The sequence below is a fragment of the Micromonospora sp. B006 genome (assembly GCF_003408515.1).
Classification (GTDB): Bacteria; Actinomycetota; Actinomycetes; order Mycobacteriales; family Micromonosporaceae; genus Micromonospora; species Micromonospora echinospora_A.
The window spans coordinates 2,660,419-2,676,534 of the sequence record NZ_CP030865.1 but is presented as its reverse complement, the minus strand read 5'-3'; the positions used below and the strand labels follow the sequence as shown (position 1 = coordinate 2,676,534).

The following is a 16,116-nucleotide window of genomic DNA, read 5'->3' as shown; positions in this document are numbered from 1 at the left end:
AGATGACCGAACCGGTCTGGGGTCCTGTGCACCAGGACATCGTCGGGTTGCTCGCCGATCACCCGGCCGACGTGCCCGCGGTCGTCGACCATCTCACCAAGCTTCAGGATCTGCTGGTCCGGCTCCCGCCGCTGGAGGAGAGCTGCCCCCTCGCCGACTTCAACAAGCTCTACCTGGTCATCACCAGCACCGTGCTCGACGGCCTGTACGAGGACCGGTTCCACGACCCGCCCTTCCTGGCCCGCCTGGACGTGGAGTTCGCGGCCCGCTACTTCGAGGCGCTGCGGTTCTGGACCGACTCCAGCCCGAGCACGCCCCGGGCGTGGGAGTGCCTGTTCAAGCGGATGCGCGGCCCGGACGCCCGCCCGCTGCCCTCGGCCGCCGCGGGCGTCAACGCGCACATCAACTACGACCTGCCGTTCGCGCTGGTGACGACGTTCGACAGCCTGGACTCCGAGCCGATCGACGGCAGTGACCAGCACTGCGACTACCTGGAGATCAACAAGATCTTCGCCGAGCGGATCCCGCAGCTGCGCCGGGGCTACCTGGACAGGTGGCAGCTCATGATCGACATGGTGAACGGCGACATCGACGACTGGTACCAGGGCGAACTGGTGGAGTACACCCGGAACGTGGCCTGGCGCAACGCGCAGAAGATCTGGCGCTGCCGCCACGACCCGGAGGCCCGCGAGTGTGAGCGGACGCGGCTGGACGACAACGCCGCGCTGCTCGGCCGGCTGCTGCTGTCGCCCCTCGGGGCGTTCCTGCAGTAGCCGGGACGGGGGGTCCCCGCGTCCCGCCGTCCGGGCGCGGGACGCGGGGACGCCGCCGGCGGGTGTCGGCGCCGCCGGACCGGGTACCTCGCCGCGGTGCCGCGAGACGAACCGACCCTCCGCTTCCCGTTCCGCTTCGACCCGGCGTTCCGGCTGCCGCTGGCGCTGCTCCGGGTACGGCCCGCCACGGCCTGGGTCGAGTGGGGCCCGGACGGTCTGCTCGTCCGGTTCGGCCCGTGGCTGCTGCGCACCACCAGGGACAACGTCACCGGCGCCGAGCTGAGCGGGCCGTACCGCTGGTGGCGGGCGATCGGCCCGCACCTGTCGCTGGCCGACGGCGGGGTGACCTTCGGCGCCGGCGTGGCCGCCGGTGTCTGCCTGCGGTTCGCCGAGCCGGTGCCGGCGCTGGCGCCCGGTCCGTGGCCACGGCACCCGGCGGTCACCGTCACCGTGGCCGACCCGGCGGCGCTGCGCGACGCGGTGACCGCCGACGCAGCGGATCTTTGACCGGTTCGACCGGGCCACGGCCGGGACAACCCCTACCGTCTTTGCCAGGGGGACGAAGGGGAGCAAATGGGGCAGGCGGGGGACGCGGAACAGCCCAGGCGTACGCGGGCGCGGCGCCGGGAGGCGCACGCCGCCGCGGCCGCCCGGGCCGGCCGGCACGGCGACCACGCCGAGCGGCCCGCTCGTCCCGTGCCGGAGCTGCCGGAACGGGTGGCCGCCCCGGCCCGTCCGGCCCCACCGCCCGGGCGGCTGCACCGGTGGTTGTTCGCCCACCGCGTCGAACCGGTCGGCCCGGAGGTCCGGGAGCACCAGACCCGGTCGCACCCGTGGTGGCAGGTGATGTGCCTGACCGGCGTCGACTACTTCTCCACGCTGTCCTACCTGCCGGGCATCGCGGTCGTGGCGGCCGGCGCGCTCAGTCCGCTGGCCACCCTGCTGATCGTGGCGCTGACCCTGCTCGGGATGCTGCCGATGTACCGGCGGGTGGCCCGGGAGAGCCCGCACGGGCAGGGCTCGGTGGCGATGCTGGAGCGGCTGCTGCCGTTCTGGCGCGGCAAGGTCTTCGTGCTGGTGCTGCTGGGCTTCGTCGCCACCTCGTGGATCATCACGATCACGCTCTCCGCCGCCGACGCCAGCGTGCACCTGCTGGAGAACCCGGTCCTGCCCGCCTCGTTCCCGCACGGGCAGACCGCGGCGGTGCTGGTCACCGTGGCGCTGCTGCTCGTGCTCGGCGGCGTGTTCCTGCTCGGGTTCAGCGAGGCGGTGCAGGTCGCCATCCCGCTGGTGGCGGTGTTCCTGGCGCTGAACGCGGTGGTGGTGGTCGCCGGGGTGGCCGAGCTGGTCGCCGACCCGGCGCCGCTGGCCGACTGGACCGGCCGGCTGGCCGACGCCGGCGGGCCCGGGGACGTGCTGGCCACCAGCGTGCTCGCGTTCCCGCTGCTGGTGCTCGGACTGTCCGGCTTCGAGACCGGGGTGAGCATGATGCCGCTGGTGCGCGGCGGCGGCGACGATCCGGAGCAGCGGCTGGCCGCCCGCATCCGCAACACCCGTAGGCTGCTCACCGCCGCCGCGCTGATCATGTCGGTGTACCTGATCGCCACCACGTTCGTCACCACCGTGCTGATCCCGCCCGAGGCGTTCGAGCCCGGTGGGCCGGCCAACGGCCGGGCGCTCGCGTTCCTCGCCCACGAGCATCTCGGCCAGGCGTTCGGCACCGTCTACGACATCAGCAGCATCCTCATCCTCTGGTTCGCCGGCGCCTCGGCGATGGCCGGGCTGATCAACATCGTGCCGCGCTACCTGCCGTCGTACGGCATGGCGCCGGAGTGGGGCCGCGCGGTCCGCCCGGTGGTGCTGGTCTACACCGCGATCAGCGTGGCTATCACCATCGCGTTCTCCGCCGACGTCAACGCCCAGGCCGGCGCGTACGCCACGGGCATCCTGGCGATGATGGTCTCCGGCGCGATAGCGGTGACCATCGCGGCGCTGCGGGCCGGCAGCCGCGCGGCCGGCGCCGGGTTCGCGCTGCTCACCGCCGTGCTGCTGTACGCGCTGGCGGAGAACGTGGTGGCCAAGCCCGACGGGATCACGATCTCCGGGTTCTTCATCGCCGGGATCGTCGCGGTGTCACTGATCTCCCGGGTCACCCGGACCACCGAGCTGCGCGCCGAGCGGATCGAGTTCGACGAGACGGCCCGCCGGTTCGTCGACGAGTCGGTGGCCCGGGACGGGCGGCTGCACCTGATCGCCAACAAGCGGCAGCGCGGGTCGGTCAAGGAGTACCGGGTGAAGGAGCGGGCGCAACGGTCGATGAACCCGGTGCCCGGCGCCGCCGACGTGCTCTTCCTGGAGATCGACGTGAGCGACCCGTCGCAGTTCAGCCAGGTGCTGCGGGTGCACGGGGTGGAGGCCGGCGGCTACCGGATCCTGCGCGCCAGCAGCCCGGCCGCGCCGAACGCGATCGCCGCGATCCTGCTGGCGCTGCGCGACGCCACCGGGGTACGCCCGCACTGCCACTTCGAGTGGTCGGAGGGGAACCCGATCGCCCACCTGCTGCGCTACCTCATCCTCGGCCGGGGTGACACCCCGCCTGTGGTGCGGGAGATCATCCGCAAGTCCGAGCCGGATCCCACCCGCCGTCCCGGCATCCACGTCGGCGGCTGACCCGCCCGGCTAGGACCCGAGGGCACGGACCCGGGCGAGCAGGTCGCGGGCGCAGAAGTCGAGGAAGCCGTCCGGGTCCGGGCCGGCGTTCTGCAGCACGATGTGGTCGAAGCCGGCCTCGACGTACGCGCGGGCCTTCTCCACGTGCGGCCCGGCGTCCGGGCCGACGGAGAACTGCCTGCGGATGTGGTGGTCCTCGACCCAGGTGGTGGCGGCGTCGAAGTTCACCGGGTTCGGCAGCTCGCTCATCACCTTCCAGCCGGTGACCGCCCAGCGGCTGGTCTCCTTCGCCGTGCGTACCGCCGACTCCTCGTCGGTGGCCCAGGCCATCGGCACCTCCGCGTAGCGGGGGCCCCGGCCGCCGGCGTTGCGGTACTGGTCGACGATGGACGACTTCGGCTCGGTGGCGAACAGGCCGGTGCCCAGCTCGGCGGCCAGTCCGGCGGACTCCCGGCCGCTGGCCGCCACGGCGATCACCGGCGGATCGTCGGGCAGGTCCCAGATCCGGGCGTCCTCCAGCTTCAGGTGCCGCCCCTCGTAGGACCGGTAACCGCCCTGCCAGAGCAACCGGATGATCTCCAGCGCCTCGCGCAGCCGCTCGTGCCGCCCTCGTACGCTGGGAAAACCCTGCCCGACGACGTGCTCGTTGAGCCGCTCGCCGGCGCCCACTCCGAGCGTGAACCGCCCGTCCGAGATCAGCGCCATGGTCGCCGCGGCCTGCGCGACGATCGCCGGGTGGTAGCGGACGGTGGGGCAGGTGACTCCGGTGGCGAGGCCGAGCGTGCTGGTACGGGCGGCGATCGCGCCGAGCGCGCTCCAGGTGAAGCAGGAATGCCCCTGCGACTCCAGCCAGGGGTGGTAGTGGTCGCTCATCTCGACGAAGTCGAAGCCGGCCTCCTCGGCCCGGATCGCCTGCCGGATGAGTTCCTGGGGTCCGAACGCCTCCGAGGCGAGCTTGTAGCCGATCCGCATGCCCGGTTCTCCGTTCCCGTCGGCGGACCGCTGCCGTTCCCACCCCTCCGCCCGGCAAACCCCGACCAAACCCAGCCTCCTAGGACGCCCTGGAGGTGGTGACGTGCCGCGCCTCGGGCACGGAACGGCCCGCGCTCGCCGGGCGGGCGCGGGCCGAAAGGGGAGTACGGGGGTGGCGGCCTACTTGGACGGCTCGGGAAGCTTGCAGTCCACCTTCGGGTTGGCGCCGATGTAGTTCAGCGGGCCGGCCACGATGGTGACCAGGATCGTGCCCGCCTCCGCGCAGTTCGTCTCGTCGTTGCCGTAGTAGCCGCGCTGACCGGCGGCGATGGCACCGATGATGAGCCAGATGACGACCAGGACGCCGAATATCGAGGTGCCGCGCATCAGTTGCCTCCACTGGGGTTGTGGTGGATTCGAGGTGGAGGCCATGTACCCCGGGCGGGTGATCCGTCAAACGGCGCGCCGGTCCCGGCACGGCCGATTCCGATTACCGGCGGCGCCCGTCACTGTGGCGCTCGTCAGTGCGGCGGCATCGGCTCCTCGGGCGGACGGCCCCGGCTCCGGCGGTAGTCGGCGACGGCCACCCCGGCCAGGACCAGCATCGCGCCCGCGGAGGCGTAGACCGGCGCCAGGAACAACCCGGCCGGCGCGATCGTCAACAACGCCAGCACCCCGCCGGGGCGGGACCGCGAGACTCGGCTGAACACCTCGTACTCGAAGGCGGCCCGACCGGTCAGGAACAGCGCCGGGCCGCCGAGGATCACCGCCAGCCAGGCCGGCGGGGTGTGGCCGGTCGGTTCCAGCAGGACCAGGTCGAAGCCCGCCGCGGTGGCCACCACGCCGGCCACCATCAGCAGATGGGTGTACGGCGCGGTGTTGAGGAACCGGCTCGGCTGGGCGGCCCGGGCGATGGCGTGCGGCAGCAGCTCACCGGACTTGTGCACGTAGATGCGCCAGAGCAGCAGCGTGGTGGAGAACGCGACGGCGAAGGCGGCCAGGTTCTCCACCTCCGAGTGGTGCGTGCTGAACACGGTGCCGGCGACCAGCACGGCGTCGCCGAGCGCGATGATGAAGAACTGCTGGTACCGCTCGGAGAGGTGCTCGGCGGTCACGTTGCGCTGGGCGTGCGGCACCGCGCCCAGCCAGGGCACCGGATACGCCAGCCGGAACCCGAGATAGTCGATGGCCAGGGCGCCGGCCCAGAACCACAACCGGGCGGTGCCGTGCGCGGCGAGCGCGCCGATCAACCAGGGAACCGCCGACACGGCGAACCAGACGAAGATGCGGATGGCCCGGCGGCTGCTCTGCGGATGTCGGCGCACGGCGGGCATCAGGAACAGGCCGCGTCCGAGATGGATCGCCACGTACGTGCCGCCGAACACCAGGCCGCGGGAGGCGAACGCCTCCGGGATGGCTGTCGTCATCAGCAGCGCGCCGAACATCACCGCCACGATCAGCAGCTTGATCTCGGTGCGCTGCGGATCGTAGATGTCGGTGACGAGCGTGGTGATCGCCCAGGTCCACCAGATCGCCATCAGCATGATCAGGGACTCGGCCGCCCGCTGCCAGCTGACACCGGCCACCAGGTTGCGCGAGATCAGCGCGAGCGCGACCACGTAGACCAGGTCGAAGAAGAGCTCCAGCAGCGTGACCCGGCGCGGCGCCTCCGGATCGCGGACCGGCGCTCGCCGGCCGGCGGGCTCCGGCGCTGCGGTGGGCACGACATGCTCCTGCGGGTGGCGGTTCGTGCGGCGGGCCGTGCCGGCCCTTCACCGACCGTAGTCATGCCCGCCCGCGCGCGGTCAGTTTTCCGGCATCCCGGATCCGGACCCTGGGTGACGGGTGGTGATGTCACCACGTCGGGGTTTTGGTGGGTTGGTGCGCCAGTTCGGGGAGGTGGCGGGGTCGATGGGGTGGTGATGTGGCCAGTTCGGGGTTCTGGTGGGGCGGGTCGCGAGTTCGGGGAGGTGGCGGGGTCGGTGCGGTGGTGATGTGGCCAGTTCGGGGTTCTGGCGGGAGGGGCCGCGAGTTCGGGGAGGTGGCGGGGTCGATGGGGTGGTGATGTCACCACTTCGGCGTACCGGCGGGGCAGGCCGCCAGTACGGGGAGGTGGCGGGGTTGGTGCGGTGGTGATATCACCACCTCCCCGTACTGGTGGGGCGGGCCGCCAGGTCGGGGAGGTGGCGGGGGTGGGGAAACGTGCCGGGCCGGTGGCGACCATCGTCACCACCGGCCCGGAATGCGGAGGAGCGTCTACTCGGCGGCGGCCGGGAGCACTCGATCGGCGTCCGCGCCGGCACCCGCCAGCACCTTCGCCTGCTGTGGCCAGGTGGCCAGACCCGGCGCGGAGCGCAGGCCGGCGGCCTTCACCGTCTGCCGCAGCGCGGCTTCGTCCAGCTCGGCGAGCTGCCGGTAGGTGCGGATCCCGGCGTCCTGCAGAGCGGTGGCCAGCTTCGGCCCGATGCCCTGGATCCGCCGGAAGTCGTCCGGCGCGCCGGTGTCCGTAGCGGCCGGGACGTCGTTCTCGACCGAGGTACGCGGCGCGGGCACCGCGAGCGGCTCGGTGGCCTCGACCGGCGCGGCCTCGACGGCCTGCGCGTCGATGGTCGTGCCGACCACGGGCTCGTGCTCCGCGACCGGCTCGTCCTGGGCGGCGGTGGCCGGAACGGTCACCGGGTCGGAGTCAACGGTGGCCGGAGCCGTCACCGAGTCGGCGTCGGCCACGGGCACGGCAATCGGTTCGGTGGCCACCGGCTCGTTCCCGGCCGGGGCCGACACCGGCTCGGACACGACCGGCTCGGACACGACCGGCTCGGACACGACCGGCTCGGACACGGCGGGCTCGGAGGCGGCGGGCTCGGAGGCGACCGGCTCGGACACGACCGGCTCGGACACGACCGAGTCGGACACGACCGAGTCGGACACGACCGAGTCGGACACGACCGAGTCGGACACGACCGAGTCGGACACGACCGAGTCGGACACGACGGGCTCGGGCTCGGAGGCGACGGGGTCGGAGGCGACCGGGTCGGAGGCGGCGGGGGAGGAATCGACCGGCTCGTCGGCGGAGCGGGCGACGGCCGGCTCGGCGGTCGCGGACTCGGCGGGGGCGGGCTCGGACACGGTGGCGGCCGCCGGGGGCTCGTCGACGACCGCGACCGGGCGCGGCTCGTCGATGGTGGCGGTCACCGCGGGGGTGGTCTCCACCGTGGGCGTCGCGGCGCCGGACCGGCGGCCGCTGACCACCCAGCCGACGACCAGTCCGATGAGCAGGGCCAGGATCACGAACAGCCACTGCCCGAAGCTCGACGGCATGGCCAACCTCCTTCTATGTACGTGCACGACGATGGCGAAAGACTCGGGGCAGCTTCGCACACGCGCGCCGCCGACGACAGGCAGGCCGGTGGCGGGCCGCGACGGCGGGACGGGCGGTGCCCGCCGGTGGCCGGAAAGTGACCGAGCGTGCGTCGGGCGACGATGGAGGACCTGCCGGCGCACGGCCAGGCGGTCAGCGGGAATCGAGTCGTGGACGGACGGGAGGCGCCCCGGAACCTGGGTGCCGTGCGTGGTTCCGGGGCGCCCCGTCCGTCGCCCGTGTCCGGTCAGTGGATCCGGTCGGGCGCAGGGGTGCCGGCGGCGGTCCAGCTGTAGAAGCAGCCGGCCACCGCGTCCCGGGGCGAGTCCCAGGTCGGCAGGTACGGCGAGGTGTGCGCGGACAGCCGCTTGTTCATCTGCTCGTAGAGCGGGTTGTCGCGCAGTTCCGCGGTCAGGTCGGGCGCCACGTCGACCGTCTCCATCAGATGGACGCACAGGTCGTGCAGGTAGTACAGGGACCGGTGCCGGACGCCGGTGAGGTGGGGCAGTTCCGTCGCGTCGGACTCGGCGAAGATCTGCGCCACCCGTCCCTGTGCGCCCGGCACGATCCGGCTGACCACCAACAGTCGACTCATCGTGACCCCCTCCGCCGCACCTTGCTGGCCTCACCGTGTCGGTCGCGCTGTCACCTCGCCGTCACCGCGTACCCCGGGGTATTGATGGTGGTGCCGCCTTGGCGGCCCGGTCCGTGCGGCGCGGCGGCGGCGGTTCCGGACGGCTGGCGCGGCGGATCGGCGCGAGCGTGTCGTCCAGCAGCGCCGTCATGGCCGGGGAGGGTTCCAGACGCAGTTCGCGCAGGAGCAGGTCACGGTAGACGTAGAAGGAGTGGACCGCCTCGAACGCGTTGCCCTCGGCCAGGTGGATGCGCACCACCAGGCGGTGCGGGGTCTCCCGCAGCGGTTCGGCGGCCATCGCCTCCAGCGCCGCCTCCAGCGCCTCGCCGTGCCGGCCGGCGGTGAGGTGGTTGCCGGCGAGTTCCTCCAGCATGTGCAGGCGCAGCTGGCGCAGCCGCTCGCGTTCCAGCAGCACCCAGTCGTCGTACCAGCCGGGGAGCAGGTCGTGGCGGCCGGCGCCGGTTGCGCCGCGGGGGACGGCGCCCTCGCGTACCAGCGTCGCCGTCTCCACCAGGTCGTCCACGTCGAGGCGGACGGTCGGGCCGAGGCGGACCGTGTCGCCGTCGGTGCGCAGCGGGCAGCACGGGTCCTGCCGCAGCCGCCACAGCGCGGTACGCAGCGACGACAGCGCGCGCTCCTCCGGGGTCTCGGGCCAGAGCAGCCCGGCGAGGTGGCTGCGGGTGGCGGCAGGGCGCAGGCCGATCAGGGCGATGACGCGTTGCAGGCCCCGGGGTACGACCACCGGTGTGTCGTCGTGCAGCAACTGGAATCCGCCGAGCAGGTGCAGTGCCACCCGTGGGGCGGGTTCCCCCGCCGTCGGCATCCTCGATCCACCCGACACGGCGCACCCCCCAGCACCGGAACCCTCGTCCCGACCTCGTCTCCCGGCCCGTCGCCCGCGACGCCGGTGTCGGAACGCCTCCGCCACGGTCGGGAACCTCCACCGTGGCTGGGCTGACCGAGACGGAGAATATCAACGCCTGTTACTCTCAGTCAACGGTCGGTCGTTCACCCGACTGTCCGCAGTAGGCACCGTGACACGCCCGTGATCTGCGAATAAGTGTCGCCGCCGGAGCGCGGAAGGCGATCTTCCCATAGCTCGCGCACAGCTTCCGTCAACGCAGCGTCACCATGTTTGTGGCGCGATGGGGCGCGGTTGACGCCCGGTAGACGGCCTCGGCGGCACCGTGTGGCAATCCGTGCGGCGCGACCGGTTCGCCGCGCACCGGGACGTACGCAGGGAGGCCGCGAATGGACCGTTCGCTCATCGTCGCCAAGGTGGTGCCCACGGCCGAGGACCGGGTGGCCGAGATCTTCGCCGAGTCCGACGCGACCGAGCTGCCGGGCCTGGTCGATGTCCGGCACCGTTCGCTGTACCGGCTGCACGATCTCTACGTCCATCTGCTGGAGACGGAGACGCCCGCGCAGGGCGCGGTGGAGGACAACCGTGGGCATCCGGAGTTCGTCCGGATCAGCGAACGGCTGCGGCCGTTCATCTCGCCGTACCTGCCGACGTGGCGCTCGCCCCGCGACGCGATGGCGCACTGCTTCTACCGGTACGACGCCCCGGCTCACCTGCACGACGCCGCCGGGCGGCCACAGTGACCACCACCGCCCCGCGCGACGAGCAGCTCTGGTCCCGGTGCGACGGGTGCGCCTCGCTGCTCTACCGCAAGCGGCTGCGCCGCAACCTGGACGTGTGTCCGGAGTGCGGCTCGCACGCCCGGCTCGACGCGCCGGACCGGGTGGCGCAGCTCGCCGACCCGGACTCGTTCACGCCGCTGCCGGACCGGGCGGTACGCGTCGACCCGATCGAGTTCGTCGACGCGCTGCCGTACCCGCACCGGCTCGGCGCGGCGCGCGCCGGCACCGGCCTGGACGAGGCGGTGCTCTGCGGCACCGCCCGGGTGGGCGGGCACCCGGTGGCGCTGGCGGTGATGGACTTCCGCTTCCTCGGCGGCAGCCTCGGCTGCGCGGTCGGTGAGCTGATCACCCGCACCGCCGAGCGGGCGCTGGCCGACGACGTCCCGCTGGTGCTGGTGACCGCGTCCGGCGGCGCGCGGATGCAGGAGGGCGCGCTGTCGCTGATGCAGATGGCCACCGTCAGCCAGGCCCTCGCGGGGATGCGCGAGGCGGGTCTGCTCACGGTCAGCGTGGTCACCGACCCCACGTACGGCGGGGTGGCCGCCTCCTTCGCCACCAACACCGACCTGGTGCTCGCCGAGAGCGGCGCCCGGCTGGGCTTCGCCGGCCCCCGGGTGATCCGCCAGGTCACCGGCGCCATGCTGCCGGAGGGCTTCCAGACCGCCGAGTACCTGCTGCGCCACGGCCAGGTCGACATGGTGGTGCCCCGGCACGCGCTGCGGGGCCGGCTCGCCGCGCTGCTCGCCGCCGCCGACTCCGGCCGCCGCGCGCCGGTGACCGCGCCCGCGCCGCGCCCGGCGCCCACCGTGACCGCCGCGCCCGCCGCGCCGGACCGCGACCCCTGGGAGACGGTACGCACGGCACGGCACCCGGGCCGGCCGACCACACTGGACTACCTGGAGACCGCGTTCGACGGGTTCGTGGAGCTGCACGGCGACCGGCTCGGCGCGGACTGCCCAGCCGTCGTCGGCGGCATCGCCCGCCTCGACGGTAGGCCGGTGATGGTGATCGGCCACCAGAAGGGACACACCACCGCCGAGCTGGTCACCCGCAACTTCGGCATGGCCAGCCCGGCCGGGCACCGCAAGGCGCTGCGGCTGATGCGCCTCGCGGCCCGGCTGCGGCTGCCGGTGGTGACGCTCGTGGACACGCCCGGCGCGGATCCGGGGGTGACCGCCGAGCAACAGGGCCAGGCGGCGGCGATCGCGGAGAACATCCTCGCGCTCACCGTGCTGCCCACGCCGGTGGTGGCGGTGGTCACCGGCGAGGGCGGCAGCGGCGGCGCGCTCGCGCTCGCGGTCGCCGACCGGGTGCTCATGCTGGAACACGCCGTCTACTCGGTGATCAGCCCCGAGGGCTGCGCCGCGATCCTCTGGCCGGACAGCTCGGCCGCCCCGCAGGCCGCCCGCGCGCTGCGCCTCACCGGCGCCGACCTGTGCCGCCTCGGCGTGGTCGACGAACTGGTGCCGGAACCGCGTCCCGCCGCGCACGCCGACCCCACCGGCGCGGCGGAGCTGCTGCGCCGCGCGGTCGCGGCGAACCTCGCCCCGCTGCTCACCGTCCCGTCGGCCACCCTGGTACGCCGTCGCCGGCAGCGCTTCCGCCGCTTCGGGGCGGCCCGCTCGGCCACTTCCGGCCCCGCTGCGGCCCCGCGCGCCGCCGAGCGGCCGGAGGTGGCGTGATGGCCGAAGCGGAAACCGAGCAGGTGCTCGACGGGCTGCGCCGGCAGGCCCGCAAGCTCGTCGCCGACCTGGCCGGGCCGGTGCGCCGGGTGCGGCTGCGCAGCGGCGAGTCGGTGCTGGAGGTCGAGTGGCACGACCCGGCGCCCCCGGCGCCGCGCGCCGGGGCCGAACCGGTGGGCGCGCGGATCGAGGAGCCCGCCCGGCAGGCGGCGCCGCCCGCCGACCGGCCGACGGTGCGGGCACCGGTGGTGGGCACGTTCTACCGGGCCCCCGAGCCCGGGGCGATGCCGTTCGTCGCGGTCGGCGACATGGTCCGCCCCGGCCAGGTGGTCGGGATCGTCGAGGCCATGAAGCTGATGAACGAGGTGACCGCCGGCCAGGCCGGACGGGTGGTCGAGGTGCTTGTCGACGACGGCAAGCCCGTCGAGTACGACCAGCCGCTGATCGCCCTGGAACCGGTCACCGGACAGGACGGCTGATGTTCGACAAGGTGCTGATCGCCAACCGGGGCGAGATCGCGCTGCGGGTGCTGCGTGCCTGCCGGGAACTCGGCGTGCGCACTGTGGTGGTGCACTCCAGCGCCGACGCCGACTCGCTGCCGGTGCGGCTGGCCGACGAGGCGGTCCGGATCGGCCCGGCGGCCAGCCGGCGCAGCTACCTCAACGCGGCGGCGATCGTCGAGGCCGCCCGGCAGACCGGCGCGCAGGCGATCCACCCCGGTTACGGCTTCCTGTCCGAGGACGCCGACTTCGCCGAGATCTGCGCCGGGAACGGGCTGGTCTTCGTCGGCCCGCCGCCGCAGGTGATGGCCGCGCTCGCCGACAAGTCGACAGCGCGGGCGCTGATGAGCGGGGCCGGGCTGCCTCTGCCGCCGGGCAGCGTCCGGACGCTGGCGACGGCCGCCGAGGCGCAGGAGGTGGCCGCCGAGGTGGGCTACCCGGTCATCGTCAAGGCCGCGGCGGGCGGGGGCGGGCGCGGCATGACTGTGGTGCGCTCGGCCGCCGAGCTGCCCCGCGCGTACGCCCGCACCCGCGCCGCCGCGCAGGTCGCGTTCGGCGACGACCGGGTGTACGTCGAGCGGTACCTCGCCGACGCCCGCCACGTCGAGGTGCAGGTGCTCTGCGACGGCGGGGGCAACGGCGTGCACCTGGGCACCCGGGACTGCTCGGTGCAGCGCCGGCACCAGAAGCTGATCGAGGAGGCGCCCGCCCCGGCGCTGCGGCAGGCCACGCTGGACACCGTCGCCGAGGTGGCGCTGCGCGGCGCGCTGTCGGTCGGCTTCGTCGGCGCCGGCACCGTGGAGTTCCTGGTGGACGAGGCGGAACGCTGCCACTTCCTGGAGATCAACTGCCGGATCCAGGTGGAACACCCGGTCACCGAGATGATCACCGGCGTGGACCTGGTGCAGGAGCAGCTGCACATCGCGTACGGCACCCCGCTGCGCCTGCGGCAGTCCGACGTCCGGCTGACCGGCGTGGCGATCGAGTGCCGGGTCAACGTCGAGGACCCGGACCGCGACTTCGCGCCCGCGCCCGGTCGGCTGGACCGGTTCCGGCCGCCCGGCGGCCCGTTCACCCGGGTCGACACCCACGGGCACGCCGGCTATCTAGTCAGCCCGCACTACGACTCGCTGCTGGCGAAGGTGGCCGTCTGGGCGCCGGACCGGGACGCCGCGCTGGACCGGCTCGACCGGGCGCTGGCCGAGTTCGACGTGGCCGGTCCCGGCGTGCGTACCACCATCCCGTTCGCCCGGCGGGTGCTGCGCGACCCCGCGTTCCGCGCCGCCCGGCACACCACCGACGTCGTGGACCGCCTGCTCGCCCCGCCCGCCGAGGACGCCGCACGCGCCGCCGTGCCCGACCCGCGCGGCGCGGCCGAGCCGGCCGGCCGCACCCCCGTCAGCGCCGCGCCCGCGGCCGGCCCGACCACCTGGAGGAACCGATGACTGTCGCCCCCGACCGCCCGCTCGCCCGCGAGATCACCGACATTCTGGTCACGCACTGCGGCCTGGACCCGGACGCCGCCGCCAGCACGCCCGCCGCGAGCCTGGAGGAGCTGGGCATGGACTCGCTGGCGCTGCTCGAACTGTCGGCGGTGGTGGCCGACAGGTGGCGGGTGAAGATCCCCGAACAGGCCGGGCAGCTCAGCATCGCCGGCGTCGCCGACCTGGTGGCCCGCAAGGCGGATCCGCCCGGGCACACCGAGAACGCCGTCGACATCGACGCGCCGCTGCCGCTGGTCTGGGAGATCACCAACGACGTGGCCGGGTGGCCCGAGCTGTTCACCGAGTACGCGGTCGCGGAGATCCTGCACCGCGACGGCGACACGGTCCGCTTCCGGCTCACCATGCACCCCGACGAGAACGGCGTGGCGTGGAGCTGGGTCAGCGAACGTACGGCCGACCCGGCCACCCGCGAGGTGCACGCCCGGCGCGTCGAGACCGGGCCGTTCGAGTACATGCGCATCCACTGGCGGTACGAGGAGATCCCCGGCGGCACCCGGATGACATGGACGCAGGACTTCGCGATGAAGCCGACCGCGCCCGTCGACAACGCCGGCATGACCGACCGGATCAACACCAACAGCGCGATCCAGCTCGCCGTGATCAAGGAAAAGATCGAGCGGGCGCACGCGGGAGGCACGCGATGACCGACACCACCACCGCCCGGGTCTCCGTCCACGACGTACCGGCCGACCGCCGCCGCGGCGGGGAGCTGCGGGTGCTGCTCGGCCCGAAGACAGTCGGCAGCACCTCCGGTTTCATGGGCGTGGCCACGCTCGCGCCGGGGGAGCGGATCGCCGAGCACTACCACCCGTACAGCGAGGAGTTCCTCTACGTCGCCCGCGGCGCGATCACCGTCGACCTGGACGACGTGCCGGTGCCGGTGGCCGCCGGGGAGGCGCTCTACGTGCCGAAGGACGTGCGGCACCGGCTGCGCAACACCGGCGACGAGCCCGCCGAGGTGGTGTTCCACCTCGGGCCCCTCGCCCCGCGCCCGGAGCTCGGCCACGTCGACACCGAGAGTGCGGCGCCGCCGCCACGGGAGCCGTCGTGACCGGCCGGCGCACGGTGGTCACGGGTGTAGGCGTCGTCGCGCCCGGCGGCGCCACCCGGGACCGGTTCTGGAAGACGATCACCGAGGGGCGCACCGCGACCCGGCGGATCAGCTTCTTCGACCCGTCGCCGTTCCGCTCGCAGATCGCCGCCGAGTGCGACTTCGACCCGGACGCCGCCGGGATCACGCTCGCCGAGCGGCAGCGCGCCGACCGGTACGTGCAGTTCGCGCTCGCCTGCTCCGCCGAGGCGCTCGCGGACAGCGGTCTGAGCCTCACCGACGCGCAGCGCGAACGCGCCGGGGTGGTGCTCGGCACCGCCGTCGGCGGAACCATGGCGCTGGAGCAGGAGTACGTGCGCGTCAGCGACTCCGGCCGGCACTGGCTTGTCGACCACTCCCTCGGCGGGCCGTACCTCTACCAGGCGCTGGTGCCCAGCAGCCTGGCCGCCGACGTGGCGTGCCGGCACGGCCTGCACGGCCCGGCGCAGGTCATCTCCACCGGCTGCACGTCCGGCATCGACGCCATCGGGTACGCCCACCAGCTCGTCGCCGACGGCGAGGCCGACGTGGTGCTGGCCGGGGCGGCCGACTCCCCGATCTCCCCGGTCACAGTCGCCTCCTTCGACGCGATCGGCGCGACCAGCCCGGACAACGACGACCCGGAGCACGCCTCCCGGCCGTTCGACGCCGACCGGCACGGGTTCGTGCTCGCCGAGGGTGCCGCGGTGCTGGTGCTGGAGGAGGCCGAGCACGCCCGCCGCCGGGGCGCGCACGTCTACTGCGAGGTCGCCGGGTACGCCAGCCGCAGCAACGGCTTCCACATGACCGGGCTGCGCCCCGACGGCGCCGAGATGGCGGTGGCCATCAGCGACGCGCTGCGCCAGGCCCGGCTCGCCCCGTCGGCCGTGTCGTACATCAGCGCGCACGGCTCCGGCACCCGGCAGAACGACAGGCACGAGACGGCAGCGTTCAAACGCGCGCTGGGGGAGACCGCGTACCGGGTTCCGATCAGCTCGATCAAGTCGATGGTCGGCCACTCGCTCGGCGCCATCGGCTCGATCGAGATGGCCGCCTGCGCGCTGGCCATCGAGTACGGCGTGGTGCCACCCACCGCCAACTGGACCACCCGCGACCCGGAGTGCGACCTGGACTACGTGCCGAACGAGGCCCGGGAGGTGCCGGTGGACGTGGCCCTGTCGGTGGGCAGCGGGTTCGGCGGCTTCCAGTCCGCGATGGTGTTCCGCCGGCTCGCGGTGACGGCACCGTGAGCGCGAGGAGTGAGCCGGGTTTGCGAGCCCCGCAGTCGCGAACAAGGACGGCACCGTGA

General features: G+C 73.7%; 16 protein-coding genes. 10 read left to right on the top strand and 6 right to left on the bottom strand.

Going from position 1 to position 16,116, the window contains the following annotated elements; genetic code table 11:
* Window positions 1–2: 2 nt before the first annotated feature.
* The 3 genes from MicB006_RS12770 (at window position 3) to MicB006_RS12760 (ending at window position 3,443) form a co-directional block, all read left to right on the top strand.
* Window positions 3–773: a DUF5995 family protein gene (locus tag MicB006_RS12770; RefSeq protein WP_073828424.1), complete on the top strand. Its 771-nt coding sequence runs from the start codon at window positions 3–5 to the stop codon at window positions 771–773.
* A gap of 96 nt (window positions 774–869) precedes the next feature.
* A complete protein-coding gene (locus MicB006_RS12765; protein ID WP_116506231.1) occupies window positions 870–1,280 on the top strand; it encodes a hypothetical protein in 411 nt (136 codons plus the stop codon).
* A 66-nt stretch (window positions 1,281–1,346) separates the two neighbouring features.
* On the top strand, window positions 1,347–3,443 hold the full coding sequence (locus tag MicB006_RS12760; protein WP_116506230.1) for an amino acid transporter: 2,097 nt from the start codon (window positions 1,347–1,349) through the stop codon (window positions 3,441–3,443).
* Window positions 3,444–3,452: 9 nt separating this feature from the next.
* On the opposite strand, the gene MicB006_RS12755 is transcribed toward MicB006_RS12760, so the two are convergent.
* The 6 genes from MicB006_RS12755 to MicB006_RS12730 form a co-directional block, all read right to left on the bottom strand.
* Entirely contained in the window at window positions 3,453–4,415 is a 963-nt protein-coding gene (locus MicB006_RS12755; protein ID WP_116506228.1) for a TIGR03557 family F420-dependent LLM class oxidoreductase, read from the bottom strand.
* Between the two features lie 180 nt (window positions 4,416–4,595).
* Window positions 4,596–4,802 (bottom strand): hypothetical protein, encoded by a 207-nt coding sequence (locus MicB006_RS12750; protein ID WP_030504423.1) that lies wholly within the window; start codon window positions 4,800–4,802, stop codon window positions 4,596–4,598.
* A gap of 134 nt (window positions 4,803–4,936) precedes the next feature.
* Entirely contained in the window at window positions 4,937–6,139 is a 1,203-nt protein-coding gene (locus MicB006_RS12745) for a low temperature requirement protein A (RefSeq protein WP_116506226.1), read from the bottom strand.
* A gap of 532 nt (window positions 6,140–6,671) precedes the next feature.
* Entirely contained in the window at window positions 6,672–7,298 is a 627-nt protein-coding gene (locus tag MicB006_RS32760; RefSeq protein ID WP_370013481.1) for a helix-hairpin-helix domain-containing protein, read from the bottom strand.
* 722 nt (window positions 7,299–8,020) lie between these two features.
* Window positions 8,021–8,368 (bottom strand): TcmI family type II polyketide cyclase, encoded by a 348-nt coding sequence (locus tag MicB006_RS12735; RefSeq protein WP_073828430.1) that lies wholly within the window; start codon window positions 8,366–8,368, stop codon window positions 8,021–8,023.
* Between the two features lie 61 nt (window positions 8,369–8,429).
* Window positions 8,430–9,230 (bottom strand): BTAD domain-containing putative transcriptional regulator, encoded by an 801-nt coding sequence (locus MicB006_RS12730; RefSeq protein ID WP_116506223.1) that lies wholly within the window; start codon window positions 9,228–9,230, stop codon window positions 8,430–8,432.
* Window positions 9,231–9,658: 428 nt separating this feature from the next.
* Here MicB006_RS12730 and MicB006_RS12725 point away from each other — a divergent pair, with 428 nt between their 5' ends.
* From MicB006_RS12725 to MicB006_RS12695, 7 genes are read left to right on the top strand one after another with little or no spacing between them, the layout of a single operon-like run.
* Complete coding sequence (locus tag MicB006_RS12725) at window positions 9,659–10,012, top strand: TcmI family type II polyketide cyclase (RefSeq protein ID WP_116506221.1); 354 nt, start codon at window positions 9,659–9,661, stop codon at window positions 10,010–10,012.
* A complete protein-coding gene (locus MicB006_RS12720; RefSeq protein ID WP_116506220.1) occupies window positions 10,009–11,733 on the top strand; it encodes an acetyl-CoA carboxylase carboxyltransferase subunit alpha in 1,725 nt (574 codons plus the stop codon). Before MicB006_RS12725 ends, MicB006_RS12720 begins: the two co-directional genes overlap by 4 nt.
* Window positions 11,733–12,212 carry an acetyl-CoA carboxylase biotin carboxyl carrier protein gene (gene accB, locus MicB006_RS12715; protein ID WP_116506218.1) on the top strand — a complete coding sequence of 160 codons (480 nt, stop codon included), beginning with the start codon at window positions 11,733–11,735 and terminating at the stop codon, window positions 12,210–12,212. The genes MicB006_RS12720 and accB overlap by 1 nt, the downstream gene beginning before the upstream one ends.
* The gene (locus tag MicB006_RS12710; RefSeq protein WP_116506216.1) at window positions 12,212–13,678 is read left to right on the top strand and encodes an acetyl/propionyl/methylcrotonyl-CoA carboxylase subunit alpha; all 1,467 of its coding nucleotides are present in this window, start codon (window positions 12,212–12,214) and stop codon (window positions 13,676–13,678) included. The genes accB and MicB006_RS12710 overlap by 1 nt, the downstream gene beginning before the upstream one ends.
* A complete protein-coding gene (locus MicB006_RS12705; protein ID WP_073828436.1) occupies window positions 13,675–14,382 on the top strand; it encodes an SRPBCC family protein in 708 nt (235 codons plus the stop codon). The genes MicB006_RS12710 and MicB006_RS12705 overlap by 4 nt, the downstream gene beginning before the upstream one ends.
* Complete coding sequence (locus MicB006_RS12700) at window positions 14,379–14,789, top strand: cupin domain-containing protein (protein ID WP_018784080.1); 411 nt, start codon at window positions 14,379–14,381, stop codon at window positions 14,787–14,789. Before MicB006_RS12705 ends, MicB006_RS12700 begins: the two co-directional genes overlap by 4 nt.
* Entirely contained in the window at window positions 14,786–16,057 is a 1,272-nt protein-coding gene (locus MicB006_RS12695; protein WP_116506214.1) for a beta-ketoacyl synthase, read from the top strand. Before MicB006_RS12700 ends, MicB006_RS12695 begins: the two co-directional genes overlap by 4 nt.
* Window positions 16,058–16,116: the final 59 nt, after the last annotated feature.

Excerpts from the sequence above, each read along its gene's own strand:
- MicB006_RS12730 (WP_116506223.1), bottom strand. The coding sequence starts at position 9,230 with ATGCCGACGGCGGGGGAACCCGCCCCACGGGTGGCACTGCACCTGCTC.
- MicB006_RS12770 (WP_073828424.1), top strand. The coding sequence starts at position 3 with ATGACCGAACCGGTCTGGGGTCCTGTGCACCAGGACATCGTCGGGTTG.
- MicB006_RS12700 (WP_018784080.1), top strand. The coding sequence starts at position 14,379 with ATGACCGACACCACCACCGCCCGGGTCTCCGTCCACGACGTACCGGCC.
- MicB006_RS12755 (WP_116506228.1), bottom strand. The coding sequence starts at position 4,415 with ATGCGGATCGGCTACAAGCTCGCCTCGGAGGCGTTCGGACCCCAGGAA.
- MicB006_RS12735 (WP_073828430.1), bottom strand. The coding sequence starts at position 8,368 with ATGAGTCGACTGTTGGTGGTCAGCCGGATCGTGCCGGGCGCACAGGGA.
- MicB006_RS12725 (WP_116506221.1), top strand. The coding sequence starts at position 9,659 with ATGGACCGTTCGCTCATCGTCGCCAAGGTGGTGCCCACGGCCGAGGAC.
- MicB006_RS12750 (WP_030504423.1), bottom strand. The coding sequence starts at position 4,802 with ATGCGCGGCACCTCGATATTCGGCGTCCTGGTCGTCATCTGGCTCATC.
- MicB006_RS12710 (WP_116506216.1), top strand. The coding sequence starts at position 12,212 with ATGTTCGACAAGGTGCTGATCGCCAACCGGGGCGAGATCGCGCTGCGG.
- accB (WP_116506218.1), top strand. The coding sequence starts at position 11,733 with ATGGCCGAAGCGGAAACCGAGCAGGTGCTCGACGGGCTGCGCCGGCAG.
- MicB006_RS12760 (WP_116506230.1), top strand. The coding sequence starts at position 1,347 with ATGGGGCAGGCGGGGGACGCGGAACAGCCCAGGCGTACGCGGGCGCGG.
- MicB006_RS12705 (WP_073828436.1), top strand. The coding sequence starts at position 13,675 with ATGACTGTCGCCCCCGACCGCCCGCTCGCCCGCGAGATCACCGACATT.